The sequence below is a fragment of the Vibrio hepatarius genome, from assembly GCF_043642085.1.
GTDB lineage: Bacteria > Pseudomonadota > Gammaproteobacteria > Enterobacterales > Vibrionaceae > Vibrio > Vibrio hepatarius_C.
Genome location: NZ_JBHZSA010000003.1, coordinates 197,096 through 221,943, shown reverse-complemented (window position 1 = coordinate 221,943; position 24,848 = coordinate 197,096). Strand labels below are relative to the sequence as shown.

Annotated in this window: 27 protein-coding genes; 6 read left to right on the top strand and 21 right to left on the bottom strand. The window is 45.7% G+C overall.

Going from position 1 to position 24,848, the window contains the following annotated elements; all coding sequences use genetic code 11:
- Positions 1 to 244: 244 nt before the first annotated feature.
- Complete coding sequence (locus ACHUFZ_RS07170) at positions 245 to 1,006, top strand: hypothetical protein (protein ID WP_394126547.1); 762 nt, start codon at positions 245 to 247, stop codon at positions 1,004 to 1,006.
- Between the two features lie 843 nt (positions 1,007 to 1,849).
- Here the strand turns inward: ACHUFZ_RS07170 and ACHUFZ_RS07165 are convergent.
- From ACHUFZ_RS07165 to ACHUFZ_RS07080, 18 genes are all read right to left on the bottom strand, one after another.
- Positions 1,850 to 3,037: a hypothetical protein gene (locus ACHUFZ_RS07165; RefSeq protein ID WP_394126546.1), complete on the bottom strand. Its 1,188-nt coding sequence runs from the start codon at positions 3,035 to 3,037 to the stop codon at positions 1,850 to 1,852.
- Between the two features lie 177 nt (positions 3,038 to 3,214).
- Entirely contained in the window at positions 3,215 to 4,438 is a 1,224-nt protein-coding gene (locus ACHUFZ_RS07160; protein ID WP_394126545.1) for a beta-ketoacyl-ACP synthase, read from the bottom strand.
- The gene (locus tag ACHUFZ_RS07155) at positions 4,435 to 5,160 is read right to left on the bottom strand and encodes a 3-ketoacyl-ACP reductase FabG2 (protein ID WP_394126544.1); all 726 of its coding nucleotides are present in this window, start codon (positions 5,158 to 5,160) and stop codon (positions 4,435 to 4,437) included. Before ACHUFZ_RS07155 ends, ACHUFZ_RS07160 begins: the two co-directional genes overlap by 4 nt.
- On the bottom strand, positions 5,157 to 5,621 hold the full coding sequence (locus ACHUFZ_RS07150; RefSeq protein ID WP_394126543.1) for a hotdog family protein: 465 nt from the start codon (positions 5,619 to 5,621) through the stop codon (positions 5,157 to 5,159). The genes ACHUFZ_RS07155 and ACHUFZ_RS07150 overlap by 4 nt, the downstream gene beginning before the upstream one ends.
- Positions 5,614 to 6,801, bottom strand: coding sequence for a beta-ketoacyl-[acyl-carrier-protein] synthase family protein (locus ACHUFZ_RS07145; RefSeq protein ID WP_394126542.1), 1,188 nt, complete (start codon positions 6,799 to 6,801; stop codon positions 5,614 to 5,616). The genes ACHUFZ_RS07150 and ACHUFZ_RS07145 overlap by 8 nt, the downstream gene beginning before the upstream one ends.
- A gap of 5 nt (positions 6,802 to 6,806) precedes the next feature.
- Entirely contained in the window at positions 6,807 to 7,433 is a 627-nt protein-coding gene (locus ACHUFZ_RS07140) for a DUF3261 domain-containing protein (RefSeq protein ID WP_394126541.1), read from the bottom strand.
- The gene (locus tag ACHUFZ_RS07135; protein WP_394126540.1) at positions 7,430 to 9,763 is read right to left on the bottom strand and encodes an MMPL family transporter; all 2,334 of its coding nucleotides are present in this window, start codon (positions 9,761 to 9,763) and stop codon (positions 7,430 to 7,432) included. Before ACHUFZ_RS07135 ends, ACHUFZ_RS07140 begins: the two co-directional genes overlap by 4 nt.
- Positions 9,735 to 10,346 (bottom strand): LolA family protein, encoded by a 612-nt coding sequence (locus tag ACHUFZ_RS07130; protein ID WP_394126539.1) that lies wholly within the window; start codon positions 10,344 to 10,346, stop codon positions 9,735 to 9,737. Before ACHUFZ_RS07130 ends, ACHUFZ_RS07135 begins: the two co-directional genes overlap by 29 nt.
- Complete coding sequence (locus ACHUFZ_RS07125; protein ID WP_394126538.1) at positions 10,343 to 10,789, bottom strand: acyl-CoA thioesterase; 447 nt, start codon at positions 10,787 to 10,789, stop codon at positions 10,343 to 10,345. Before ACHUFZ_RS07125 ends, ACHUFZ_RS07130 begins: the two co-directional genes overlap by 4 nt.
- Positions 10,789 to 12,342 (bottom strand): HAL/PAL/TAL family ammonia-lyase, encoded by a 1,554-nt coding sequence (locus ACHUFZ_RS07120; RefSeq protein WP_394126537.1) that lies wholly within the window; start codon positions 12,340 to 12,342, stop codon positions 10,789 to 10,791. Before ACHUFZ_RS07120 ends, ACHUFZ_RS07125 begins: the two co-directional genes overlap by 1 nt.
- Positions 12,323 to 14,026, bottom strand: coding sequence for a glycosyltransferase family 2 protein (locus ACHUFZ_RS07115; protein ID WP_394126536.1), 1,704 nt, complete (start codon positions 14,024 to 14,026; stop codon positions 12,323 to 12,325). The genes ACHUFZ_RS07120 and ACHUFZ_RS07115 overlap by 20 nt, the downstream gene beginning before the upstream one ends.
- Before the next feature lies 1 nt (position 14,027).
- A complete protein-coding gene (locus ACHUFZ_RS07110) occupies positions 14,028 to 14,387 on the bottom strand; it encodes an ApeI family dehydratase (protein WP_394126535.1) in 360 nt (119 codons plus the stop codon).
- A gap of 12 nt (positions 14,388 to 14,399) precedes the next feature.
- Entirely contained in the window at positions 14,400 to 15,779 is a 1,380-nt protein-coding gene (locus ACHUFZ_RS07105) for an AMP-binding protein (RefSeq protein WP_394126534.1), read from the bottom strand.
- Positions 15,780 to 15,784: 5 nt separating this feature from the next.
- The gene (locus ACHUFZ_RS07100; RefSeq protein ID WP_394126533.1) at positions 15,785 to 16,345 is read right to left on the bottom strand and encodes a COG4648 family protein; all 561 of its coding nucleotides are present in this window, start codon (positions 16,343 to 16,345) and stop codon (positions 15,785 to 15,787) included.
- Entirely contained in the window at positions 16,345 to 16,602 is a 258-nt protein-coding gene (locus tag ACHUFZ_RS07095) for an acyl carrier protein (protein ID WP_134833958.1), read from the bottom strand. The genes ACHUFZ_RS07100 and ACHUFZ_RS07095 overlap by 1 nt, the downstream gene beginning before the upstream one ends.
- Positions 16,603 to 16,617: 15 nt before the next feature.
- Positions 16,618 to 16,878, bottom strand: a complete 261-nt coding sequence (locus tag ACHUFZ_RS07090; protein ID WP_053439572.1) for a phosphopantetheine-binding protein — start codon at positions 16,876 to 16,878, stop codon at positions 16,618 to 16,620.
- 16 nt (positions 16,879 to 16,894) lie between these two features.
- On the bottom strand, positions 16,895 to 17,659 hold the full coding sequence (locus ACHUFZ_RS07085; protein WP_394126532.1) for a lysophospholipid acyltransferase family protein: 765 nt from the start codon (positions 17,657 to 17,659) through the stop codon (positions 16,895 to 16,897).
- Positions 17,656 to 18,384, bottom strand: a complete 729-nt coding sequence (locus tag ACHUFZ_RS07080) for a beta-ketoacyl synthase chain length factor (RefSeq protein WP_394126531.1) — start codon at positions 18,382 to 18,384, stop codon at positions 17,656 to 17,658. The genes ACHUFZ_RS07085 and ACHUFZ_RS07080 overlap by 4 nt, the downstream gene beginning before the upstream one ends.
- A gap of 71 nt (positions 18,385 to 18,455) precedes the next feature.
- On the opposite strand from ACHUFZ_RS07080, the gene ACHUFZ_RS07075 reads away from it, so the two are divergent.
- The 4 genes from ACHUFZ_RS07075 to ACHUFZ_RS07060 all read left to right on the top strand — a co-directional run bounded on the left by ACHUFZ_RS07075 (position 18,456) and on the right by ACHUFZ_RS07060 (position 21,564).
- Positions 18,456 to 18,848 (top strand): hypothetical protein, encoded by a 393-nt coding sequence (locus ACHUFZ_RS07075; protein ID WP_394126530.1) that lies wholly within the window; start codon positions 18,456 to 18,458, stop codon positions 18,846 to 18,848.
- Positions 18,849 to 18,878: 30 nt separating this feature from the next.
- On the top strand, positions 18,879 to 19,946 hold the full coding sequence (locus tag ACHUFZ_RS07070) for a methyltransferase (RefSeq protein WP_394126529.1): 1,068 nt from the start codon (positions 18,879 to 18,881) through the stop codon (positions 19,944 to 19,946).
- 36 nt (positions 19,947 to 19,982) lie between these two features.
- A complete protein-coding gene (locus ACHUFZ_RS07065) occupies positions 19,983 to 21,221 on the top strand; it encodes an NAD(P)/FAD-dependent oxidoreductase (RefSeq protein WP_394126528.1) in 1,239 nt (412 codons plus the stop codon).
- Positions 21,222 to 21,312: 91 nt separating this feature from the next.
- A complete protein-coding gene (locus tag ACHUFZ_RS07060) occupies positions 21,313 to 21,564 on the top strand; it encodes a DUF3081 domain-containing protein (RefSeq protein ID WP_394126527.1) in 252 nt (83 codons plus the stop codon).
- Between the two features lie 50 nt (positions 21,565 to 21,614).
- On the opposite strand, the gene ACHUFZ_RS07055 is transcribed toward ACHUFZ_RS07060, so the two are convergent.
- Entirely contained in the window at positions 21,615 to 22,790 is a 1,176-nt protein-coding gene (locus ACHUFZ_RS07055) for a lytic polysaccharide monooxygenase (protein ID WP_394126526.1), read from the bottom strand.
- Between the two features lie 248 nt (positions 22,791 to 23,038).
- On the bottom strand, positions 23,039 to 23,401 hold the full coding sequence (locus ACHUFZ_RS07050; protein ID WP_134833966.1) for a MaoP family protein: 363 nt from the start codon (positions 23,399 to 23,401) through the stop codon (positions 23,039 to 23,041).
- Positions 23,402 to 23,597: 196 nt separating this feature from the next.
- Here ACHUFZ_RS07050 and ACHUFZ_RS07045 point away from each other — a divergent pair, with 196 nt between their 5' ends.
- Positions 23,598 to 24,494 carry a LysR family transcriptional regulator gene (locus ACHUFZ_RS07045; RefSeq protein WP_394126525.1) on the top strand — a complete coding sequence of 299 codons (897 nt, stop codon included), beginning with the start codon at positions 23,598 to 23,600 and terminating at the stop codon, positions 24,492 to 24,494.
- A gap of 58 nt (positions 24,495 to 24,552) precedes the next feature.
- Here the strand turns inward: ACHUFZ_RS07045 and ACHUFZ_RS07040 are convergent, their stop codons facing one another.
- Entirely contained in the window at positions 24,553 to 24,756 is a 204-nt protein-coding gene (locus ACHUFZ_RS07040) for a hypothetical protein (RefSeq protein ID WP_004412445.1), read from the bottom strand.
- Positions 24,757 to 24,848: the final 92 nt, after the last annotated feature.

Here is a 24,848-nt window from a genome sequence, read left to right as displayed (position 1 = left end):
TAATTTGTGGTGTCGCGTCAGTCTTCGTAGGTTCTTCTTGTAAGAAGAACAGTTAATCGGCGCTATACAAGGTTGACTATCGTGAGGTCGATAGAAACATTGCGTTAGTAAAGATTTATAAATGCAAATAAGGCAGAAATATCAATTGGGTCTTTTAACCTACTAGATATTGGCGATATGGCGTCATCGGTGAAATTCTCGAAACAGTAAAGAAATGTAATAAAAAATTAAAGGCTAGAACCGTATGAAATTATATTTAACTCCCGCTTTAGCACTTCTTGCGGGCTGTGGAGGCGGAGATGGTGGTGGCTCTACCACCTCAACTCCAGACTCAAATGTCACTCGTTACAGCAGTGATTATGCTGTATCTGATTTACAAGTGCTCTTCACACTATCAGCGGTAAGTTCGTCGGATGCTGAAGTTACTGCGTATGTGCAAGATACCTCGTTCAACTTCGTTGCCATTGATGGTAGCGACCAACTTGTCGCGGAAGTAGATAGTTTGAACTTAACTCTTGCAGAAACGTCTGTAGAAGATGGTGTTTACTACTATGGCTCGGATGTGTCAGCAAATGCATCCGAATATATAGTTAAGTTATTAAGGAATGGTGTTGTTCAAAGTTCATTGACGGTGAATGAGCTTCCATTACCTTTCACACTAACGACGAGTTTTGTAGGGGAAGTGATAGATGTCTCATGGGCGCCAGAAGCTGACCATACATACTCTTATGTTGTTGAAACGCTAACCTGTACAAATAGTGTTGAGACCAATATCAGAACTGTATCGTCAGATATAAACTCGGGTGAGCATCTACTCAATGCAGGTTCTTATAATAAGAGCCTGAGTGAGATATTCGGTCAGACTCGAGCTCAGCTAACTCAAGGTTTCGACACTTGTACCTTTGAGATGGATATTATTGCTACTAAAGACTCCATACCAACTCAATCCAATGGGCAAATAACTCTGGATGTTCAACAGAAAAGAACGGTAAGAGTAGATATATAAAACCCTCTCCACAATAGCTCAAGCATTGTAGCTAAATGCTTGAGCTATAATTTAAGTTGTAAAACTGATAGGTGAAATGAAGTTTCGTATCGAGCTATGGTTAGAACACCGTAAACGCAAAGATCTTTCTCTGGAGGTATTGCGGCGACAGACTCAAGTACAAAAAAATGAAATACACCTCTTTCACAAGCGTAAGAACACGACGATATTCTTGAAACAAGGGCATATAGTTGAAGTAAGCTAAAATACGCGTGTCATAAGTAAACACCAGAATACCTACCCAGAGAGTGCCATTCGAAAAGGTAGGCAACCTTTCTACTCATATAACTAGCCATACTACTTAAAGTTGTTGTTCATAGACGTGTTATGACGCCCAGTTGCAGGACAAAAGGTAGATTGAGTCTGCGCGGTACGTCCGTATAGGTAATCTTGCTCGTCAGCTACTGCGATGTTGCAAGTATTAGTCAGGTTCTTTTTGAGAAGCTATCAAACTTGTACTTGAAGAATTGAAGTGTTGGCTAATTGGGGGGGGGGGGGGATATCGCTAAGTAGATTAAAGCAAAGTGTTAAAGCTTTGCTTTTGCGTGTTTATTCATCACTGAATTTAACATGTAGTGCGGTATTGGTTGAGTCAGAATACGAAAAGTAATGACTGGAAGATTATTTAGACCATCAACTCTAAATGATTTTTGTCCAAAACTTTGTTGGCTGAAGTGAGTTAGCAAAGGGCAGTTAACACGGGGAAAGTAGGTCGCGCGAACGGTTGAGCCACGATTCACGTGCGGATGTGTAATGTCTATAAACTGGTGAAGGGCAAATATACCGCTCACCAGTCCATTCTAGTTATAGATACAACTTCGTCAGCTCATCCCATTTCTTCTGGCCGATAACCTTGGTGAGTTCCGCAATTGAAGATTCAGAAAGGCTGCCATCTTTGTTGTAAGTCAGAGTCGGCAATCGCGAATCTAAGCTCTCACCTTTATCCATTAAGCTCTGGTCGACCGCTTGCCAAAATGCAGGGCCCTTGACGTAAAACAGTGGGTAATATTGATACTGTTGCTTCTTTGAGACTAGGTTATTAGCTTCTAACAGTCCCGTACTCGCAAATGGGAAGCTTTGTTTAAAGTCGAGCCACTGAGCCTGAGGGCTGGCAAAGTCATACGGCGTTTTATCAAGAGACTTGTTCGCGTAGTACTCCGCAATACTTTCCGATGCCCACAGTGGCATGGTAGTGTCGAGTAAGTGCATTGATTCGTGAGCTGCAATCTTAAGCAGCATCGGCATTTCATCATTTTCGAACTGACCATTGTCTAAGATGGCATTGATAAGAATTTTATTGCTTCCCGCGGCGCCACTTACACTTCCCGCACCTTTATCTCTACTAAAGAACGCAATATCCCATTGAGTCGCAGTGCTATCAGGAAACAGCCCAGTGAGGTAGTTCAACTGGGACTCCAGTGCCGGTTTCCAGTCGTCCATAGTTTGCAAAATTTGCTCGGTATCTGTGGTGACCTTAATCGCTTTGCCATTAATATCGAGTTCGACAGGCTTAAGACCCCAAACAACAAACAGTGGTGGTTGATCGGCATCTGGCATCCAGCCACATTGATTATCCGGAGAGCAGACTTGCGCGGGAATAGGCTCATCATTGTGCGTAGAAAAACGCGGAAGGGAGTTAAATTCACTGACAAAACGCCAGCCCTTTGTCGGTTCATAGCTATCGATTTGTTTGGCGATATCGAAGCCGTCTTGGCCTATCGCAGCAAGCGGCAGTTGCCAAGTGACATGGTCACATTGAATAGGCGTTTGGTATTCAATGGCAGATTGGCTTCCATTCGCAGTAACGCAGAATAAAGCGGGCTGTGTGTCGTTAGCGAGCGTTCTTGCTGGCAGAGCGCGAAACGTGCCGAGGGCTTTTGTCTTAACGCTGACGGTTACGGTGTCAGGGCCAGTGGGAGCTGGTTCGATTTGGTATTTGAGCGTTGGTTCAGCAGAAGTAGCAAGCGCAGTAGAGAGCAATAATAGAGACATAGATAGTGGCTACGGGAGATTTGTAATAGTGGTTGGAGTAGGGACGCCAACATTAGTTCAATCGAGAGTGCTCGTCATGCTGAGTACTGAACCAATGCCCGTATATGAAAGAGCTGATAAATAAAAACGGACTGGCAATGACCAGTCCGTTTTTTTGATTTATGGCAGCTAGAGAGATTAGATCTTCTTAAAGATGATCGAAGTGTTGATGCCACCAAACGCGAAGTTGTTACTCATTAAGTATTCAACCTCTAGTTCTCGGCCAGTGCCAGTGATGTAGTCTAAGTTGCCACATTGCTCGTCTAGCGACTCAAGGTTGAGTGTTGGGCTAAACCAGCCTGTGTGCATCATCTCTAGGCTTAACCAAGCTTCAATCGCTCCACATGCGCCAAGTGTATGGCCAAAGTAGCTCTTCAATGAACTGATTGGTACTTTACCCAGAGCGTTGGCTGTTGCGTTACTCTCTGCAATGTCACCGCGGTCAGTTGCTGTGCCGTGTGCAGAAACGTAATCGATCTTCTCTGGTTCAATGCCCGCGTTTTGCAGCGCCATTTCCATACAGATCTGCATGGTTTCCATTTGCGGTTGAGTGACGTGGGCAGCATCGCAGTTGCTGGCAAAACCGATGATCTCAGCGTAGATCTTCGCACCGCGCGCTTTCGCATGTTCATACTCTTCTAGCACTAGCGTACCCGCACCTTCACCAATCACTAGGCCATCACGGTGGCTGTCATAGGGGCGTGGTGTAGACTTTGGTGCTTCGTTCTTTAAGCTGGTCGCAAACAGGGTATCAAATACCGCTGATTCGGTAGGGCAAAGCTCTTCGCCGCCACCTGCTACCATTACAGTCTGGTAGCCATGCTTGATAGCTTCATAAGCATAACCGATCGCTTGGCTGCCTGAAGTGCACGCGCTGCTGGTTGGAATCACACGCCCTTTTAGACCGAAGAACAGACCAACGTTCACCGCAGTCGTATGCGGCATCATCTGTACGTAAGTAGTGGCGGTAATCGCTTTGGTGGTTTTGTCATTGAGCATTACGCCGAATGCACCAATCGCATCGGTACTGCCCGTTGATGAACCGTAGGCAATACCCGTTTGGCCGTTAGTCAGAATATCGTTACCAATCAACCCTGATTGAATAAGAGCGTTTTCAGTTGCCACAGTGGCAAGTTTTGATACTCGACCCATTCCGCGAACTTGTTTACGCTTGTAGTGCTTTGGTAGTTCAAAGTCATCAACAGGCGCGGCCAGTTTGGTATTGAGGCCATCATATTGCTCGTAAGATTCCATATATTGGGTGGCATTCTCACAAGCACGAAGCTTAGGCTCTACGCTTTGCCAGTCGTTACCAAACGCGGTCACACCTGACATACCAGTCACGACTACGCGGCGGCTCATACTAGGCCTCCATTTACCGAGATAACTTGGCGAGTCACATAACCAGCAATGTCTGACATTAGGTAGCTAACAAGGCCTGCCACTTCTTCAGGTTCACCCATACGACGCAATGGAATCTGTGGCATCGCGTGCTCTTTGACGTGTTCATCAACCATGCCCGTATCAATCAGACCCGGAGCGACACAGTTAACGGTAATTTTGCGCTTAGCGAGCTCTAGTGCCAGTGATTTGGTGGCACCAATCACGCCGGCTTTTGCTGCACTGTAGTTAGTCTGACCACGGTTACCCATTAAGCCAGAAACAGACGCTAGGGTAACAATTCGGCCACCTTTGCGTTTCTGTACCATTGGCATCACACAAGGGTGGAGTACGTTGTAGAAGCTATCTAGGTTGGTATGAATAACACCATCCCACTCTTCTTCTGTCATCGCAGGGAAAGCGGTATCACGGGTAATGCCCGCGTTGTTTACCACGCCATAGTAGGCGCCATGCTGCTCAATATCGGCTTCTAGCTTTTCACGACACTCTTCGCGATTGCTGATATCAAATTGAATCAAACGGCCATTACCACCATTTTCCTCGATGGTATCTAGGGTGTCTTGGGCACCCTTCATATCGCCCATATAGTGGACAACAATGGTAAATCCATCTGTAGCGAGTTGGGTAGCGATCGCTTTGCCAATCCCTTTACTTGCACCTGTGACTAGTACTTGTCGGGTCATTGTTGACTCCTGATTTTCATTTCTTGTAATTTTTCTTCTGTTGGCACGTATACGTTGAGTTGGCAGCTTGCCATTATTTGTTGTTCGAATTCAATACGTGCCGTGAATACGGCCATTCCGTTATCTTCCATTACTTTTTCAGCAAAAACATTAAGTCGCTGTCCATTTTGGAATCTATCGCAATGAGAAGAGTAACGACGGCTGCCAAGTAGGAAGCCAATCGGTGGCTGTTCGCCTTTTTGTAACGAGTGGTAGCCAGACCAAGCGGCGACCGACTGAGCCATAAACTCGATTCCGACGTAAGCGGGTAGAGTTTGTGACTCTTGGTCGAAGAACGGATTTTTAGCTCCGATCTTTACTTGGCAATGAATGCTGTCTGTTTGAATATCTAGCGCTTCGTCGATCAGAATCATCGGATCGTCATGCGGCAAGAGTTGATCAATTGAAGGGAAGTTAGTCATGGGTGTAACCAAAAATTAGACTAATGTTATTACCACCAAAAGCAAAAGAGTTGCTTAAAATTGCTTTGCCCGCCAGCTTAGTCGGAGCTTCAACCAGTGAAACTTCAATATCGTCAGCTTTATCTTGGCAATGCTGAATTGGTAGTTCTAAATCGTGTTTTAAAATGTGCCATGCAATGGCGGCTTCAGTAGCGCTAGCTGCGCCAAGAGTGTGGCCAGTAAGAGGTTTTGTTGAACTGACTAGAACCTTTGAGCCAAACAGTCGATAGATGGCTTTGCTTTCCATGCTGTCGTTAAGTGGGGTTGCGGTTCCATGGGCGTTGATATATCCGATGTCATCAGCCGTCAAACCAGCATCAGTGAGCGCTTTTTGCATCGCCACTTCTGCACCATTACCCTCAGGGTGAGGCGCTGAAATATGGTGAGCGTCAGAGCTGTCTCCGGCGCCAAGCAGTGCGACTTGTGCAGGTTCTTTGCTGACCAACATCAATGCCGCTGACTCGCCGATATTGATGCCGTCACGGTTGGCATTAAATGGCTGGCATAGGCTTTGCGATAAGGCTTCTAGGCCGTGAAAACCGTTTAACGTCAGTCGACAAAGAGTATCAACACCACCGACAATCACGGCATCAACAATGCCGCTGCGAAGTAAGCGCTGAGCCGTGATAAAGACACGGCCACTGGATGAACAAGCGGTCGATACTGCGTAGCAAGGTCCGGTTAGACCAAAGTACTGGGCGATAAACTCGCTAGTATTACCTAACTCTTGCTTGCGGTAGTGATAGTCATCTGGAAATTCGCCAGATTCAATTTGCTGGCTATAAGCCATTTCTCCATCTGAGATGCCAGAGGTGCTGGTGCCGATAACTACCGCAACTCGCGCATGACCAAACTGCTTAATCGCGTGGTGCACAGACTCTTCAATTTGCATTAACGCAGAGAGAGCCAGTTGGTTGTTACGAGAGTTAAACTCGCTAAGGTGCTGCGGAATAGCGGGTAAAGATTCGCTGACTTGGCCAATCACGGTACAAGCCCCTGTATTTAGGGTACTGGTATCCTTCACCATGTTCGATTGGCGCTGACCACTTAGGCATTGATGGATCTCAGCGGCGTCTGAGCCCATTGCACTATGAAAGCCACAACTTTGAATAAAAATGGGGTTAGAAACGTGTGTTGTCATGGAAGTTACTGCGGTGTCAGTTGGTCTTTTTGATACTGGAGCGTATTAACTTTTATAGTGTAGCCGTCAATCAGATGGTGAAAGAGAATTTCTCCATCTAGCTTCTCAGTATTACCGTATCTTATGTTGATAATTTGAGTGCCATTGCTATCGAAAATCGCTCGAGAGTTTTCTTTATCAATCACTTGCCACCTTACCTCATTTAAAGGGCCTCCCCAAGCAGAAGAGGGCCAGAGAGTGATCATTAGATTAAATAGTACCTGTTCTGGTGCGGGAAGCGCGCTGCCTAATCCGGTTAGAACATCACTGGTTATCGCATCATCTTGATAAGTCAGCGACAAGATACGTGTTCCCCAAGAAGAAAACCCTGCGAGTACCAACTTGTCTGCGCTAACTTGCAGTTGAACGGGCAATTGCTCTGAGCGCGCGTTGTCGTCAACTGTCCAAGTTGCGGTGATCAGTTGACTGGCATTCAAGCCATAACCAAGAGAGCTAGGCGAGGGCAAGTTAACCATTTGACCCTGCGCGATTTCAACTTGTGGTGTGGTGTCTTTAGGTTTGGACGCGCAAGCAGCGAGCACTCCGCACATCGCGAGTACCGTTAGCGCTTTTGTTATATGAGCCAGTTTCACGAGTGCCTCTCTTTAATTGCTAATGGGGACAGCAGCCAAGCGACAAAGATGCCACTAAGTACCGTGATACCAAAACTATGAATGGCATGAGTCTCACTGAGTGACAGTAAGCCAAACGACAATAGCGTTGTCATAGCCGATAAGGTGATCGCGAGTAATGTACTAGGGCTACGGGCTTTTTCAGCAAAAAACAGTGTGTAGTCGATGCCAATCCCAATAATGAGAATAAGTGCGAGTAAATTGAACAGATTCAGCGTTGAACCGATCGCTGAAGCAGCGGCCAATCCGGCGATACAAGCGATCAGTGACGGAATCAGAATCTTAATCGCATGAGAAAAGCCATAGCGCTTGGTCAGTACTCCACCAATGACCAATAAGGCCACGGCGATAAGCTCCATCACTTTGATTCGGTAATCAGCAAACAGAGCGGAGATTTCAGCCGCTTTATTTAGGTAACTCATATCTGGCTGGTCGGCGACATACTCTTTGACTGTTTCGATATTGTTTAGCTTTTTGAGCAGCACGACACTGGCGACTTTGCCTTCAACGTTACCGACATAGAGAAAACGAACCGGTTCAGAAACGGAGTGAGTCAAATAATCTTGCAGGGATACTGGCTCAAAGGTTTGAGTTAACTGCGGAACATCGGTGAGCTTTAACGTGCTGGCGAGTACAGGGCCTTGTGTTTGGTACAAGTTTTCAATCAGCTTATAGTCAGATTTTTGCATTGCCGACGAGCTAATGTATTGCGTGAGGCTCTGAAAACCTTCAATAACATCTTGGTTTTGCCACTGCATCAGTTGGCTATTAAAAGCTTCGAGTTTTTGCAAAAGCTGCTCATCATCATCAGCGGTGACGACCACCATTTGCTGTGATGAGTTTAAGCCACTCAGTTGCGAGATAAAGGTTTCTTGCTGCTTCAACGATTCAGGCATTGCTTGAAGTTGGCGAATATCATCATCGTATTGAAGGTTAGCCAGCGGAACTAATGCCACAATCAGACACGTTAGTGGTAGTGCGCGGCGCACTATCGGCTTCGACCACACATTGAGCCAGTGTTGCCAAATAATTTGGCCTGGGAGTGGTCTAGTTTTACTTGGTTTAACGGCAAGGATTGGATACCAAGCTACGACGGTGGCATACGCTGCGGCTAAGCCAATCGATGAAAATAGCGCTAACTGTTGTAGACCGGGGAATGGCGCAATCAGCATCCCCATATAGCCAATCAGGCTCGTCAGTAGGCCCATCGTGATGGCAGCAAAGATATGCTTTAATCCTTTTTTGCTGTCCCATTGATTACCTGCCGCTAACCGTTCGGTGAGGTAATGAAACGCATAGTCGATGGAAACGCCAATTAGGCTTGCACCAAACACTAAGCTAAATAGGTGAACGGTATCAAACAGCCATGTTGTTACCGAGAGTGCGGCAATCAAGCCAATCGTGATCGATAGCAATGCCAGTGAAAGAGGGGCAGCACTGCGAAATACGCCGATGATTAAGACGACGACGCCGAGCAGCGAAAACAGTCCGATGGTGCTGATTTCTGATTTGGCGCTTTGGGCGCCGAACTCAGCGTAGAGTAGAACTCCAGTATGAAAAAACTCAACGTGATATTGCTCAGTCAGGCTTTGCTCAATTTGTTCGATGTGACTGACGCCATTTTGCGCGCTAAGACTATAGGGAGAGTCTTTGAGTGTTGCTGTGACCAGTACGTACTCTTGCCCTTGATAGCTGGTAGAGAGAAAGCCATTGTTGAGGGTAAAGGCACTGCTAAGCTGGGTGAGCTGTGATAGGTAGTCGCGAAAGATCAAAAATGGGTCACTGCTAAGCTCATTGCCTGTCACGCCAGCAAAAGGATTATAAATCGACTGCAATACATGTTGGGTTTGAGCTTGTGGCTGCTCGGTTAAGCGCTGGCGCTGCTCATCGGTGAGCTGCTGAAAGCGGTGCTGAAAATAATAAGCGGCCCAAAGACTTTGTTGCTTCTCATCCACTTGGCCGACCACGCCGGTGAATAAACCAGTATCACTAAGGTCTTGAGCTAGCTTACCTGCTGCGGCGTAACTGTTTTGACTCTCTGGGGCAGTAACCACAAACACGACCTTATCGCTAAGGTTATTTGAAACGGCCTCGAAAGCTTGTTCTGCCACTGGGTTTTGCTGGTTTTTAGGTAGCAGTTTGAGGATGTCAGTTTCAATCGGTGATTGCGCTGACCATAGCCACTGATAGAACAACATGGCTAAGAACAATCCCACCATTCCTAGCCATGCAACTGCTATTCGTTTACCCATAAACCAAGGATCAGAAGTTGAACTGTTGCTTTTCAACATCGGTTAATCCTTCAGGCTGATGGGTTTGGTTGGTGAAGCTAATCTCGGTTTGATCGCCACGAATTTCTAACAGTTCGAGTTGGTCGATATTGTCACTGCCTGACAGAGTAATCGATGTGAATACTGCATTAAGTGGCGTATTGAGTGGCGTCAGTTCGATTGTCCACTGGTCAGATTCAGTGCTGAACGCAATATTAAACTGCTCTTTGAGTGCTTCTGTATCGCCGTGAAAAACAGCAAGGAAAACATGGCTAAAGTAAAACGCCATTGGGTTTTCTTTCGCGGTAATAACTTGTGGCTGCTGACCTGCAAAGGTTTGACGCAGTTTGTCTTGAGTGAGCACTAAACCGACTGGGAAAGGCGTCTCTTGTTGCCACAGCAAGCCTTGTTCTTTATTGAGGGTAAAGTGGCCTTCAGAGCTTAATGGCTGTTCGAACATCTCAATATGGCGCTGCTGAACAAAATCCCCTCGTATTGTCTCATGTTGAGAAAGTTGAGTTTGTAGTGAAGCCAAATCGGTAACTGATGACCAGGCTAGGGGAGAGATCAACATTAGCAGTGAAGCCAGACAGCGTTTGATCATGCGACTTTTCCTTCTCGGTGCCATTGCTCGACTTTATCGATAAATATATGCGGTGAGGCGAAACACATCTCTTGTTCCTTGATAGAAACGGCCACTTGAGTGGTGTGTGCTTTGCACATGCGTTTGCTTGTTTGAGCATCATAAATGACATAGTCGACACGCAAGCGGTTTTCCCACTCGGTAAGCTTGGCCGTCACACGGATCTCGTGATTAAACGGGATCGCTTTCACGTACTTTACGCGCGTATCTATGATCGGCCACATGTAGCCAGAATCATTCATCGCCAAGTAACCGTAGCCAATCTTGTCCATCATGATACGGCGGGCTTCTTCAAAAAAGCGGAAGTAGTTACCGTGGTATATCACACCCATAGGGTCGGCATCTTGGAAAGAGGTGACCATAGTCACCTCCGATTCAAGAGGAAAAAGGATCTCTTGCTCCATTACGCCTCCGAATAGAGCGACCAGTGACGTTGCTGGATACGCTCGATAAAGTGACGTAAATCGTGCTCAAGTGGACGGTCTTCAATGACGAATTCGAATTCGCTTAATACGGCGTCACGAATCATCTTCAAGTTGTCGCTCATGTGGTGCTCGTCGAGTTCATTATGACGACGGCGAATTTCCACCGCTTGAATACTCGCTAGCAGTGAAGCCGCGGCTACTTGCTCAGTAAGTTCTAGTACGCGTAGACAGTCACGTGCAGCAATAGTACCCATGCTCACTTTATCTTGGTTGTGACATTCGGTTGAACGTGAGAATACGCTTGCTGGCATGGTGTGTTTCAGTGCTTCGGCTGTCCATGCTGAAATGCCAATTTGTACCGCTTTAAAGCCATGGTTGATTGGCTTACGTTCGCCTTCAGCACCGGTTAGGTTAAATGGCAGGCCGTTATTGAACTTGTAATCCATCAGCTGCGCCATTTGACGATCAAGCAGATCAGCAAGGTTAGCAATACCGGTTTTTAGCGTATCCATTGCCATTGCGATGTGACCGCCGTAGAAGTGACCACCGTGCAGGACGCGTTCGTTATCACCATCAATGATTGGGTTATCGTTGGCACTGTTTAGCTCGTTTTCAATCATTGAACGTAGCCACGGCAGAGAGTCTTGAACCACACCAATTACATGTGGTGCGCAGCGTAGTGAATAACGATCTTGTAAGCGGTCACTGTTGCGTGGTGGACGCTCAGCCTTCAGGTCATCACGTAGCCAAGCCGCGACTTGTTGCTGACCTGGGTGAGGTTTAACTGCAAATAACGCTTCATCAAAGTGGAAGTCGTTGCCATGCATGCCAACAGAGACCATCGCCGTAATCTTGGTACATAGTTGTGCGAGATATTCAGCACGCTTGTAAGCAAGACAAGCCAGCGCTGTCATTACTGATGTACCGTTCATCAGCGCTAAGCCTTCTTTCGGCTTAAGGTGAATTGGGTCAATGCCTAGTTCAGCGAACACTTCTGCTGTTGGGCGAGTTTCCCCTTTGTACAGCACGTCACGTTCACCAATCAGCGCAGCGGCTAAGTATGAAAGTGGTGTTAAGTCGCCACTTGCACCAACCGAGCCCTCTTGCGGGATACGCGGCGCGATATCTTGGTTAATCAGCGTAACGATTTGGTTCAGCAAGTCGTGCGTGACACCCGATACACCTTGCGCCAATGAGCATAGACGAGTGGCTAATACGGCACGCGCTTGCTCATGAGATAGTACTTCACCAAGACCACAGCCGTGGAAGCGAGTAAGGTGCAATGGCAGCTCATCGACCAAGTTAGGCGGAATGGCAACCGTACATGAGTCACCGTAACCAGTTGTCACGCCATAGATGACGCCTTCTTCTTTTAGCAGTCGCTCAAGAAAAGCGACACCGCGGTCGATCTTAGCGGTAAACTCTGGAGAGTTGTTGAGATCGGCATTGGCACCTTGAGCAATGGCTACCACATCTTCGATGGTTAAAGCCTGTGCGCCAAACGTAATGGTTTTATTGTTTTGCGTCGTCATCGTGCTGATTACTTAATGTCCAAAAATTGAAAAAATTATACCATTGTAAAGGGGCTTGTAGCGTGTAGTGCTCTAGGCGATTAGCGTAGTTTTGCACCACATCTTGTAGCGCTTTCTGGCGCTCTTTTCTTGGTAATACGAGTTTGTCGCTAAAATGCTCAAAGTAGACGTTGAAGTGAGGTGTCTCACTGGAGTCATCTCTTAAGCCAAATAGCAAATATACAGGGGCTTTCAGCACAGAAGCCAACATAAATGGCCCTTGTGGGAAAGGAGCGGGTTTGCCCAAAAAGTCAGCCCATACCGAGCGGCTCTCTTTGCTGGTGGAGGTTCTATCACCAACGATGACCACCCACTCACCTTGTTCGATCTTCTGTTGCAGTAAAATTGCGGTGTCAGGCCCCATTGAGCTGACCTGAATCAGGTTCAAGTCTGACTTAGGGTTTACGGCTTTCATAACCGTGTTAAAACGTTCGGCATGTTCAGTAAAGACCAGAGCGTTGATCTTAATATGCTTATGTCGACGACCAAGGGCGCGGCAAAGTTCGATATTACCAAGGTGAGAGCCAAGCAATAGCACGCCCTGTTTGTTATCGACTATCTCTTGAAACTGCTCTTGACCATGGATGGTGAGGTTATCAACACTGAAGTCGCCTTTCCATGCGGCAAGCTTATCGATCATGGTGTGGCCGAAAGAAAGCAGGTGATGATAGCTGTCTAATGGCTGAGGTAATTCAATCTGCTGCTGAGACGCGTAGCTAGAGAGCTGGGTCAAATAGGTCTCTGAAGCTTGTTTGGCATCTTTACCCGTTAGATGGTAGTAGCGCATCACGAGCTTAAGGATCAGGTTGAATGCCTTACGGCCGAGCAGGCTGTATATCGCCAGCATCAGTTTAATGCCGATAATCGTGCCTTGCTCTTGGCGTTTTGACCAGTGAGCATTGCCGGCAGTTCGACGTTTGCGTGTTAGTAGCTTAGGGATTCTCGGTAACATGCCAAAGAACAATCGTGTATGCATCCAACTGATTTTTACGTTGTCCCACAGAGCATCAAAGTGCGATATACCTCCTTCAGGGTAGATCACGCGCGTTTCAACGAAGTCGATCTCGATATCTTCCCAATACATGCGTACCAAAATCTCGATGTCAAAGTCCATACGTGTGCCGATATCGTATTTATCGAGTACGGCGATGGTGCTTTTCACGGGGTAGGCACGAAAACCGCACATGCTGTCTTTAATCGCAAAAGAGAGGGTCTCTATCCATACCCAGATATGCGTGGCGTAACGACCATAGAGACGCGCTTTCGGCACGCTTTCGTCATAGATAGGTTGGCCAGAAATCAAATGATCTGGGTATTGAGCAGAACGTTCCATCAGTTTTGGCAGGGCTTGGATGTCATGTTGGCCATCAGCATCAATTTGAATCACATGACTGTAGCCCAGTTGGTTGGCTTGGCGAATGCCCGCCATCACGGCGCCGCCTTTACCTTGGTTCTGCTCCAAGGTGACTAACGTGACATTATCTTGCTGAGAAACTTGGTTTAATGCCTGTTTTGTTTCTTGATTGCTACCGTCGTCCACAACGATAAAAGGGAGTTTAAAGGAGTCTAGTGAAGACACCACAGCGGCGATAGTACTGCCGTGGTTGTAGCAAGGGATCAGAAAACAGGCTTGGTAATGGCTCACACTATCCACCTAACTTCATCTTGCCTGAAGAGTGAATGACTAGGCGGTCTGATGTCTGAGAGCTGTATTTGAACGCGAGCTTTTGTTTGCCATCGTCCCAATTGAGCTCAAGAGTCACCAAGCTATCCGGTAGAATTGGTTCTTGAAACTTGATCACTTCCATTCCTTTGAAAAGAGGCGGAGTACCTAAATACTCAATGGCGTAAAACAGCGCCCAATCGATTTGACTGACACCAGGCAAAAGTGGGAAGTGGGTAAAGTGACCGCGAAAATCCAAGATATTAGCGTCGACCTTCATGATGATAGTCGCGCTCTTGTCTTCGACGTGCACTTCGGTAATGGTTGGTTTTCTTTGTTCCATTGTTATTAATCTTTATTGGAATAGTTTTTCTATTTCAGTGATTTGTCGTTTCCCTTGGCTATTCAAAGGAATCTCATCCACTAAACGATACTTTCTTGGAATCGCGATCGGCTCTAACCAATTTCGTAACGCTTTCCTAAGGGCTATCCAAAACTTTCCCTTACCTAGAGTGTTGATCTCTTGATGGCCTTTTTCCGTTAAGACGATAACGGCACATAGCGAGAGTCGACTCTTCTCGGTTTTTGGTATGACAGCGCTCTCTTCAATCCATTCTAGTTGCTCTAGACGTTTTTCGACTTCAACTAGAGAGATACGCTTTTCTTCGACTTTAACGATTCGGTCGGTACGACCTTTTAATTCGAACGAAACCTTATCATGAAAATAACACTCATCGGCGGTTTGATACCAGTCTTGGCCGTTGATATGTGGCGAGCGTAATCGTAAACAGAGCTCTTCGTTCAACTGAGCTTCAACTCCTGGGAATAATTGCCACGGGGTGGAAGCCGAGAATTGTTGTCTGTGCGCGATACCACCGGTTTCGGTACTGCCAAACACTTCGATAGGCAATTGATTAAACAGCTCATCACTGTGAATGGCTGCTGAGTTCGCCAGTGGACCACCTGAGGAGAACACGGCCCTAAGCGGAGTGCGTTGGTGTTCTTGAGTTAGGCGTTTTAATAGCGCTGGACTACTGATTAACACGGTATCTGGGCTAGCATGGTGAACAATTTGCTCTGGGAATTCGAGGTTTTGTATCGCGAATGGTCTAGCGGCACACAGTGGCCATAAAAGGCGGAACAGCAAGCCGTAGATATGTTGATGCGAGACGGTGCTTTCAATTCGAGTTCCGTTGATTTTCTCACCCCATAAGGATTGTAAAATCGCGAGCTCAATATCGAGCTGTTCAAGGCTTTTGCTTATCGCTTTTGCTGAGCCGCTGGAACCAGAGGTAAATAAAGTCACTTCCAAGTTGGTTGTGTCTAATGGTTGCCAACTGACCGAGCTGGTTTCAGCGCTTGATGAGGATAACTTGCTGACTGTTAGGGCTTTTAGTCCCGTTGCAATAGGAACCGCATCATCATGGAGCAAGAGATCAAAGTGCTGCTGTAATTCTTTAACCGCTTCGGTTTGGTAGTTTCCTGGTAGGACGAGGGCTTTTTGTGCGTAACAGGCAGCGAAAAAGCCGACGGCAAACAGGTAGCTATCACTAAAGCATAGCGCGACACGCTTAGCTTCCTGCTTGGATAGTATATTTACGTAGCAGGCAACATCATGTTGAAACTCACACCAAGAGATCACCTGTTGCTGACCAAACGCAACCGGCGTTGCCGAGGTGCGAAGGGCGCAGAGCAGGTTTTCAATTGACACAAAGTCAGAACAAGCGAGTGACATGATGTTTAGTGATCCTTACGAATAAACTGACGAACTATCCATTCGCTACCCATCAGGGTTCCTGCGAGTAGATAACTGATTAGCCCGTTGTAGAGCGTCCAAACTTCTAAAGGCTGAAAGCAGGTATAGAGTGCTATCAGCCCATTCATTATGAAGAATGCACACCAAATTGCAGTAACTTTACGGGTGTAAGCGACACCACTTTCTGGCAAATTAGGCTCTTGAAGGCGAGCTAAGCGTTCAATGATGGTTTGCGGTTGTTTGAAACTGGAGGCAAATACAATCAGCATGCATAAGTTGACCACGACGGGGTAAAACGTCATCCATCCATGTTGTTTAAACAAGATGCTAAGGCCAACCAATGAGATCCCAGTTATCGCACTGATTTGAACGACAGACTTGAGTTCTTTTAACTGAGTTCGCTGAACGGAAAACAACCGAACTCCTAAGGCGACGATAAGTACTACCCCCACCAAAGAAATACCAAAACGCTCTATGCCAAAATAGATAGCAAATGGATAAGCAAGCAGAACAACTGCGGACAATACTGTCAGCAATTGGCGCATTAGGCGTCCTTCAGAAGCTCTGTTACTGCGTTTACTACGTCATCAACTGTGCGAACAGTGCTGAATTCCGCAGGTTTGATTTTTTTGCCTGTTACGTTTTGTAGGTGAACCACAAGATCGACAGCGTCAATACTATCTAGATCAAGGTCTTGGTATAGATGCGCTTCTGGCACAATATCGGCTGCATCAATCTCAAACAATTCTTCAAGTGCGTCTTTCACTTGGTCAAATACTTGTTCTTTGTTTACATCTGTCATGAAAGTACCTACGAATTATTCACTAGTTTGGGCAGAGATATAGTTAGCAAGATTGCTTACTGATGCAAAGTGCTCACGTGTGTTTGAGTCATCAGCATCAATAACAATGTTGTACTTCTTCTTGATCGCCAAACCAAGTTCTAGTGCATCAATAGAATCTAAACCTAATCCGTCACCGAATAAAGGTGCGTCGGTTTCGATATCTTCAATGGTTAAATCTTCAAGATTAAGCGCATCAATGATGAGTTGTTTGATTTCGTTATGTAGTTTTTCCACTTGGACCTGCTTGTAACTATGGATTTTCAGGAAAGAGTGTTTCCGCTAAATGCTGCTGTAAACGGCGAGCCGCTAACGTTGGAGTTGTAGTTTGCTTGATAAAAGGCTCAACCTCAACTTTATCCTTAACTTCAACAAGGAAAAAAGGCTTAGTTGGGGGCACTTGATACCACTTTTTCTCTTTTGTGAGAAAACTCGGAGAGACCGTAATATGTACTAGACGCAAATCTCTCTTTGTGCGTACTGCTATTTGTGCAGACCCACGTTGTAATTTTGATTCAATACCAGGGGTAGTTCGCGTGCCCTCTGGGAAGACCAATAATACGTTCCCTTCGCCAAATCGCTGCTCGCAAATAGATAACAGATCATCAGGCGCTTCATTGGGAATATATCCAGCCGCTTTGACGATATGCTTCATAAATGGGTTGACCCATATGGCAGATTTTACCAAGCAATCACAACGTTCAAGTTGCGACGCAATAAGCACATAATCAATTAGGCTAGGGTGGTTGGCAACAATCAGACAATTTCGGTCTTGCTTCAAAATATCAGCGCCGATGATCTTGTAATCAATCGCACCGGTAAATTTCATTGTTTGACAGAAGAAATTAAACGAACGCTGTATTGCACCTTGAACTTTATATTCGGTTTCCTTTTGTCCCTTGGTCAATAAACGTATGACAGGAATGACAATAAAGCTCAGAACTAACCCGCCGAGACCGAAAATAGTAAAACAGAAACCGGTCGCGAACACTCGCCAATATTGGTTGATCTTCCTCATGAACGTTTCCAACTGCCCAATTGGCGAGGTGAATCAATTTTCCATTCACGGTTATTTGAAAGATACTGACGAATAAACTCCAAACCTTGTGGCAGCGCTGGTTGGGTGTCTTGTGTGCTATTGGCAAAAGAAACATTAAACTGTTCACCGCTCGAAAGTACTAGGCCGAGTCCGTAACCGCGATAGCCTTGGGTTTCGAAGCTTGTATATGGCTCTGGTAATGGCTCATCAAAGTCGATAACCAGCACTTTGTGGTTTGGGTGTTCACTGAGGTACAACCAAGCTTCCAGTATGGCACTTTGGAAGGTGTTTTCGGCCGCTGAGATTGATGTTAGTGGAATTGGTTTTTTGGTTGCGATAGTCGCAAGGCCAGCCGCGGTATTATGCACTGATTGAGCAAAAGCCATCGGAGACGCTTCTTCACCTTGAATAATATCCTTGATCAGTGCTGCGCTTCGCTGTAATTCGCCATGTCGACTGGCAAAGACTAAGTAATCGACCTCATACTCGTTGAGTAATTCAATGGCCGTTTGGACTGCCAATTTGGACAAATTACTCATTCGGCGGCGCATCATCGGCGGTATTGCCGAAGTGATCAATTTGCCTTCTTCGGGCCACTGTAAATCAATTGCCCAATTTTCCCAATCTTGAGACAGCGAGAATCCGTTAGAATGCGCGAGCCATGAATCGATATTAAATGAAATGTTTTGAACTGATATTGGCATAAGAGATTGAATTGTTGTGTTTACAGCGAAATACTATTACTGACCTACAAACCTAATAAGGAACTATTAATATGTCACCATTTAAGTTATTCAGCTCACTATTGCTTGCTTTATTACTTGTTGGTTGTGGCCGTGTTCAGCCAGTAATGAATGTTGAGGATACTCCAGTTGGATATAATCTTCAAAGTAAACAAGTTAAGATGGCGATTATGCAAGCAGCTACGAATCGTGGTTGGGTTGTTGAAGAAGTGAGTCCGGGTGAATTTAATGCAAAACTTCATGTTCGCTCGCATTATGCTGAAGTAAAAATCCCATTTAATTCTAAGTTTTACTCCATTCTTTATCTCAACTCAGATAATTTGAGAGCAGAAGATGGCAAAATCCATCGTAACTACAATCGCTGGGTCAACAACCTGAATGTAGATATTAAACGTCAGTTGTCGTTGATTGCGGCAGCTCAGTAATCAGATAGAAGATAAATAGTTAGGTTTTTCGTGCTAGATAAAAATAAAGATCGATTTAACGCATTACAGGCAAAAACAGAAGCTCAAAAGCTTTCATTTGCACCCATTGTATTTCATACCGCGAGAACATTACGTGATATAGGTGTCTTGAAAGCGTTAGATAACGCCGGTAGCCAAGGCTTATCTGCTGACGTAATCGCGCAGCAAACCGATATATCGGAATATGGTGTGAAAGTGCTTTTGGATATGGCGATCAGTGCGGATATCGTTTTGTGGGAAAAGCCTAACTATTCTTTAGCCAATCTCGGCTATTTTATTCTTCATGATGGCATGACCAATGCGAACATGGATTTCACCGCTGACGTTTGTTATGCAGCGATGATGCACTTAACAGAATCTATTGTGGAAGGTAAGCCTGCCGGCCTTAAAGAGCTTGGTGAGTGGGAAACCATCTACCAAGGGCTATCTCAACTGCCTGAACAAGCAAAACAGAGCTGGTTTAAATTTGATCACTTTTACTCTGACCGTTCATTCCCAATTTTACTCGAAGAAGTATTCAAATCTAAGCCAAAAACCTTGGTTGATATCGGTGGCAACACGGGCAAATGGGCAATGCAATGTTGTAATCATGATACCGACGTTGCGATCACTATTGTTGATTTGCCGCAGCAGCTTGAAATGGCGATGGCCAATGCTGAGAAAAATGGCTTTGCTGATCGCGTGACGCCATTTCCTGCCAATATGCTTGATAAGCAACAAACTCTCCCTGAACACGCTGATGTATGGTGGATGAGTCAGTTCTTAGACTGTTTTTCACCGATGGAAATTTTAAGCATTTTAAAGCGTGTTAAAAATCAGTTGCGTAGTGGTGACTCTGTGTACATTCTAGAGCTGTTCTGGGATGCGCAAAAATATGATGCTGCGTCGTACAGCCTTAACGCAACGTCGCTCTATTTTACCTGTCTCGCGAATGGTAATAGCCGTTTCTATCGCAGCGATGATTTTCTTGAGATCATTGATGCTGCTGGATTAATGGTTGAAGAGAGAACGGATAACATCGGTCTAGGCCACACATTATTAAAATTAAAAGCCCAGTAAGCGGATGTATGTCCGTGAGCAATATGATTAGTCGTTATGTATAAAGAAAATACTCAAGTTTTAGTTGTCGGAGCAGGGCCGTCGGGCTCTACTGTTTCTGCGTTACTTCACGCGCAAAACATTCAAGTTACTGTGATTGAAAAAGCGCAGTTTCCTCGTTTTTCTATAGGTGAAAGCCTGTTACCTGCTTGCATGGAAGTCGTTGAGCAAGCGGGAATGTTAGATGCCGTTAATGCGGCGGGCTTTCAATACAAAGATGGTGCAGCGTTTAGGCGCGAAGGGGTGTACACCCAGTTCAACTTTACAGACAAGTTCACGCCGGGCCCGGGGACCACTTTCCAAGTCCAGCGTGGGTCGTTTGATAAAGTGCTGGCAGATAGCGCTGCAGAACAAGGTGTCGAAATCCGCTATCAACATGAGCTGTTAGAGATGGAGTTTGTCGGTGAACGTTCGCTGCTAACGGTGAACGATGAAAACGGCAACCCATATCAAATTGAAGCGGATTATGTTCTAGATGCAAGTGGCTTTGGTCGCGTTCTACCACGAATGCTGAATCTGGAAGAGCCGTCATGTTTACCTCCGCGTAAAGCGATCTTCACTCACATTGTCGATAACATTGATGCGCAAGATGCTCAATATGATCGTAATAAGATTCTAATCTCAGTCCATCCAGATAATCATGATGTCTGGTATTGGTTGATCCCATTCTCTAATGGCATTTGTTCTTTTGGTATTGTTGGTGAACCTGACTTCTTCGACAACTACCCAGACGATAAGATTGAAGCGATTAAGCAACTTGCTGGCGAAGAGCCAGGTTTAGCGGCATTGCTTGCCAACGCTGAGTACCCAAATCCGGCTGGTGAACTTGGCGGTTATTCTGCCAACGTTAAGCACCTTGCAACGCCTCATTACGCACTGCTGGGTAACGCAGGTGAATTCCTTGACCCTGTATTCTCTTCGGGTGTGACGATTGCAATGAAGTCTGCGCAATATGCGGCAGAGTGTGTGATCCGTCAGCTAAACGGTGAAAAAGTCGATTGGCAGCAAGAGTACGCTGAACCACTAATGGTCGGTGTAAACACGTTTAGAACCTACGTTGAAGGTTGGTACAACGGTACGCTGCAAGATGTGATTTTTTACCAAAAGCCTAATCCACGAATTAAGCAGATGATCAGTTCAATCCTTGCGGGATACGCTTGGGATACCAATAATCCTTATGTCAAAAATAGCCTGCAGAGATTGCAGACTTTAGCTGAAGTTGTTCGCGCGGAATAACTGGTCGAGGTTTGATTTATCTCAAGGGTTGAGATAGCAAAACCCCCACTCATTGCTCATACTTTACATATTAGAGTAAGGAGGGTGTGGTATGAAAAACGAACTCGACCCAGGAAAAATCTTGCAAGCGTATGAGACTGTCATGGCGAATGGCTCGCCCACCGAACATGGCAAGATGTATGAAGGCGTTGAAGCGTTCTCAGACTATGATGGCTATAACATCTACATGCGTGGCAATGGTGTTGAACTTAAGGTAGGTTTTCACAATACCTATCATCTTGAGTACGACCAAGAACATCTACGTGACAGTTTTCTCAAGAAAGTCGCCTTACTGGCAAAATAAAACAAGCCCGCAATTGCAGCGGGCTTTTTATTTGTAGGGTAATTAGCCCATTAACGCCAAACGCCCCATTCACCGGTCGTGCCAGGCTCTTCGCCTGTAGTCCACCATTGTGCGGTCCATTCTCTACCGCTGTGGGTGACGATGTCTCCCGTATTATAGACGGCGTTTTGGTCCCATAGATTGACAGGATCAACAGGTGGTGTGTTTCCTTTAATCAGCGACAGGGCATAGCTAAATGAATTGTCTGGTGCGAACACTTGGTTCGAAGCAATGTTGTTGCTATCAAACATATAGTGATTCATCTCTTGATGCCAAATGCCTACATACCAATCACCCGTTTGCTGCGCGTTAAATTGATCAGCCATCTCGGCAGGCCAAGTTTGGCTATTAGTGGCTGAAATTGGCAAAGTTAGGTCAACAATCTCGCTACCCGTTGCGTCAAATGTGCGGAAGCGGATAGTGTCGCCAGCTTCTACTGGGCCTAAACCTTGTGGAACAAACGAGCCAAGTGAGGTGAGGTTGTTGCCAGGTTCGGTCGGTTCACCTGGGCCAGTCGGTGGAGTAGTGCCTGATGAAGCAAAAGTGATGTCACTACAGTTGTAAAAGCCTTCGCCTGCCACATCGATGCGTTGCCAGCGAGTATAAAGGATCGCATCACCTGAACGATCCGCTGGGAAGGTGACTTTCATGCGGTAACGTTTTTCGGCATCGACGGCGATGTCACCAGCGGTATCGATCAGTTCCAAATCATCCCACTTGAGAGGCTTTGAGAAGTCGTGGTTAGGTTTGGTCAGATAGAACTCCCAGTAAGACGGGTTATGAGGCGCTTTGCCAAAAAAGACAAAATCAATTTGATTGTTCTCATCTAAGGCAACATTGGTTCGCTGCCAATGTGGTGAGGCAATGCTCAGACCTTTCTTCGCTGCGTCGCCCGCCGAGCACAGCTGGCCATTAGGCACAATTGCTTTTACGTGTGCCATATCTCGATAGTTAGGGACATTGGCTGCCGTTTCACTTCGTTGTACGAACGGGTAAGCGCCAGACATATCGAAAGCGGCCTGACAAGCTTGGTTTGGGATCTCGTTGGTCCAAAATCCGCCATCTTCATAACAGACATTTTGACGAGCATTTGGATATTCAACCCAGCCATGAGCTGCAACGTTAAATGAACTCAGCGTGGCAATAGTACTTGCTGCAAGGAGTGGGGTGATGACTTTGACGTTCATTATTCATCCTTAAATTAGATTAATAAATTATGCAAATGAGAACACTTCAGTTATTTGCATAGTAAATCTAGCTATGTGAATGAGAGTTAATCAAAGCAATAAGGTTGTGGATTGTAAGAGTTAAAGACGCCTCCAAACAATTTTGTTGGGTCGTGGAATGGTCAGAAGACTCTTTCGAGTGACTTCAAAACTTACCAGTGTAGAAAAAGCCCCTGAGAATAGCGCTGCTAGTATCAGGGGCTCAGATGTTAATCTTCTTCTACCAAGCTTACATCGTCTGCGTAGTCTTCGATGCTGCTAGCATCAGGCTTAGTGCGACCATTTAGCGTGTGGAAACGCTTGCGACCACGAGCCAGTTGAACATACTTTAGCCATACGCGTTCTAGTTTTGACTTCGCTTTACCTGGCAGAGCCAGTACTTTTACGAAGTGCTTTTCTTCGGCGTTTTCTGGTTGCAGTTCACCAGACTCCAAACCAAGCATGGTGTCGCCATAAAGGGTTAGGATTTCTTCCTCTACAAGCGTAAAATCACCCGACTTGGCAAAGCCTCGTGGGAATTTAGTGTTGTCGTAAAAACGTTTTTTGCCATGACGAAATTGAGTGTCTGACATTTTGGTAGCCTCTATAAATACCTACATGGGGAACTAGAGCGAAAAGTAGGCGTAAAATTCATAAAAGAAAAACAAAACCTTTTTATCTTAACTATTGAATAGTTTTATTAAATTTAGATAACACTTTAGTGATTGAAAGATTATAAAATTTCACCGTACTTGCTAACCTTACAAGATCGTCGGTAGAGGTAACCCAATGGACGTAAAAGTCTTCAGAACGTTTTTAGAGCTGGCTCAAGTCAGACATTTCGGCAAAGCTGCAGAAAATCTATACATCACCCAAGCTGCGGTGAGTGCACGTATTAAGCAGCTAGAAAGCTACTTTGATACTCAGCTGTTTATTCGCGACCGTAACAACATCAAATTGACCTCATCCGGTGAGCGTTTGATTGGTTACGCTGAAGTTATGGTGAGCACTTTGCAGCAAGCTAAGTTAGAGCTCTCTCTAGAAAGTGGCAAAGCATTACAACTGACCTTAGGCGGTACGCCGAGCGTATGGGATGCCTATTTACAAAATTGTTTGAGTTTAGTGACTGACCAATTTGAAGGTTATGGTTTTATGGCGGAGATCATGGGTCGTGAGGTTCTCAATCGCCAGCTACAAGAACGCACGCTCGATATGGCATTTGCGTTTGATCAGATTAAAGCCGATGAGCTGAACTGCAAAAAAGTGGCAGACGTGGTGCTGATTTTGGTTTCTACACAAGAAGATGCATTAGAGAGCGTGTTTGAAGGTAAATACGTTTATGTTGACTGGGGAACTAAGTTTGCGTCAGAACATGCCGAGCGACACTCTAAGATTCCAGCGCCTTATTTGCGCACGTCAACCGCGCGTATCGCCCTAGATTTCATCCTTGAAAAGGGAGGAGGTGCTTACTTACCTGCATCTTTAGTTGAACCGTTCTTAGCGAGTGGTCAGCTGTATAAAGTACGCGGTGTGGAAGATTGGTATCGCCCAATCTACCTTAGCTACCGTAAGGCGAGTACCTCGGTGGAAGCGATTAAACAGGTTGAAGAGTTAGTTAAGACTATCGATCCCGTGACTGCATACAGTCTACAACAGATGGCCGATCTGCCTGTTGATGACGAATAACCAATGACGCATAAAAAAAGCCTCGGGATACCGAGGCTTTTCTGTAATATGCTTTTATTTATAGACTCATTAAGCTTTCGATCGATTCCTCAATGCTCATTTCGTGATACGAACGTATGGATTGACCATCAGACGCATCAATCAATATACGGTCAATGTTGGTGGGACCGTGCTGGTCAATTATACCTAGTGTTTGTTCAACATCATCACACGTCATAGTGAGATTATCTTTAAGCACAACAGTGCAAGAGTGCAGGTTCATAGCCAACTTCCTTATTATTTATTGTCTGCACTGTTAATCCTAGAAGAAGAATATCCATTGGCAAATACGCTTTAGTTCCGAAAGTGGCTAGT

Coding starts and splice junctions, on each gene's coding strand:
- ACHUFZ_RS07170 (WP_394126547.1), top strand. CDS start 245: ATGAAATTATATTTAACTCCCGCTTTAGCACTTCTTGCGGGCTGTGGA.
- ACHUFZ_RS07165 (WP_394126546.1), bottom strand. CDS start 3,037: ATGTCTCTATTATTGCTCTCTACTGCGCTTGCTACTTCTGCTGAACCA.
- ACHUFZ_RS07160 (WP_394126545.1), bottom strand. CDS start 4,438: ATGAGCCGCCGCGTAGTCGTGACTGGTATGTCAGGTGTGACCGCGTTT.
- ACHUFZ_RS07155 (WP_394126544.1), bottom strand. CDS start 5,160: ATGACCCGACAAGTACTAGTCACAGGTGCAAGTAAAGGGATTGGCAAA.
- ACHUFZ_RS07150 (WP_394126543.1), bottom strand. CDS start 5,621: ATGACTAACTTCCCTTCAATTGATCAACTCTTGCCGCATGACGATCCG.
- ACHUFZ_RS07145 (WP_394126542.1), bottom strand. CDS start 6,801: ATGACAACACACGTTTCTAACCCCATTTTTATTCAAAGTTGTGGCTTT.
- ACHUFZ_RS07135 (WP_394126540.1), bottom strand. CDS start 9,763: ATGTTGAAAAGCAACAGTTCAACTTCTGATCCTTGGTTTATGGGTAAA.
- ACHUFZ_RS07130 (WP_394126539.1), bottom strand. CDS start 10,346: ATGATCAAACGCTGTCTGGCTTCACTGCTAATGTTGATCTCTCCCCTA.
- ACHUFZ_RS07125 (WP_394126538.1), bottom strand. CDS start 10,789: ATGGAGCAAGAGATCCTTTTTCCTCTTGAATCGGAGGTGACTATGGTC.
- ACHUFZ_RS07120 (WP_394126537.1), bottom strand. CDS start 12,342: ATGACGACGCAAAACAATAAAACCATTACGTTTGGCGCACAGGCTTTA.
- ACHUFZ_RS07110 (WP_394126535.1), bottom strand. CDS start 14,387: ATGGAACAAAGAAAACCAACCATTACCGAAGTGCACGTCGAAGACAAG.
- ACHUFZ_RS07105 (WP_394126534.1), bottom strand. CDS start 15,779: ATGTCACTCGCTTGTTCTGACTTTGTGTCAATTGAAAACCTGCTCTGC.
- ACHUFZ_RS07100 (WP_394126533.1), bottom strand. CDS start 16,345: ATGCGCCAATTGCTGACAGTATTGTCCGCAGTTGTTCTGCTTGCTTAT.
- ACHUFZ_RS07095 (WP_134833958.1), bottom strand. CDS start 16,602: ATGACAGATGTAAACAAAGAACAAGTATTTGACCAAGTGAAAGACGCA.
- ACHUFZ_RS07085 (WP_394126532.1), bottom strand. CDS start 17,659: ATGAGGAAGATCAACCAATATTGGCGAGTGTTCGCGACCGGTTTCTGT.
- ACHUFZ_RS07080 (WP_394126531.1), bottom strand. CDS start 18,384: ATGCCAATATCAGTTCAAAACATTTCATTTAATATCGATTCATGGCTC.
- ACHUFZ_RS07075 (WP_394126530.1), top strand. CDS start 18,456: ATGTCACCATTTAAGTTATTCAGCTCACTATTGCTTGCTTTATTACTT.
- ACHUFZ_RS07065 (WP_394126528.1), top strand. CDS start 19,983: ATGTATAAAGAAAATACTCAAGTTTTAGTTGTCGGAGCAGGGCCGTCG.
- ACHUFZ_RS07060 (WP_394126527.1), top strand. CDS start 21,313: ATGAAAAACGAACTCGACCCAGGAAAAATCTTGCAAGCGTATGAGACT.
- ACHUFZ_RS07055 (WP_394126526.1), bottom strand. CDS start 22,790: ATGAACGTCAAAGTCATCACCCCACTCCTTGCAGCAAGTACTATTGCC.
- ACHUFZ_RS07050 (WP_134833966.1), bottom strand. CDS start 23,401: ATGTCAGACACTCAATTTCGTCATGGCAAAAAACGTTTTTACGACAAC.
- ACHUFZ_RS07045 (WP_394126525.1), top strand. CDS start 23,598: ATGGACGTAAAAGTCTTCAGAACGTTTTTAGAGCTGGCTCAAGTCAGA.
- ACHUFZ_RS07040 (WP_004412445.1), bottom strand. CDS start 24,756: ATGAACCTGCACTCTTGCACTGTTGTGCTTAAAGATAATCTCACTATG.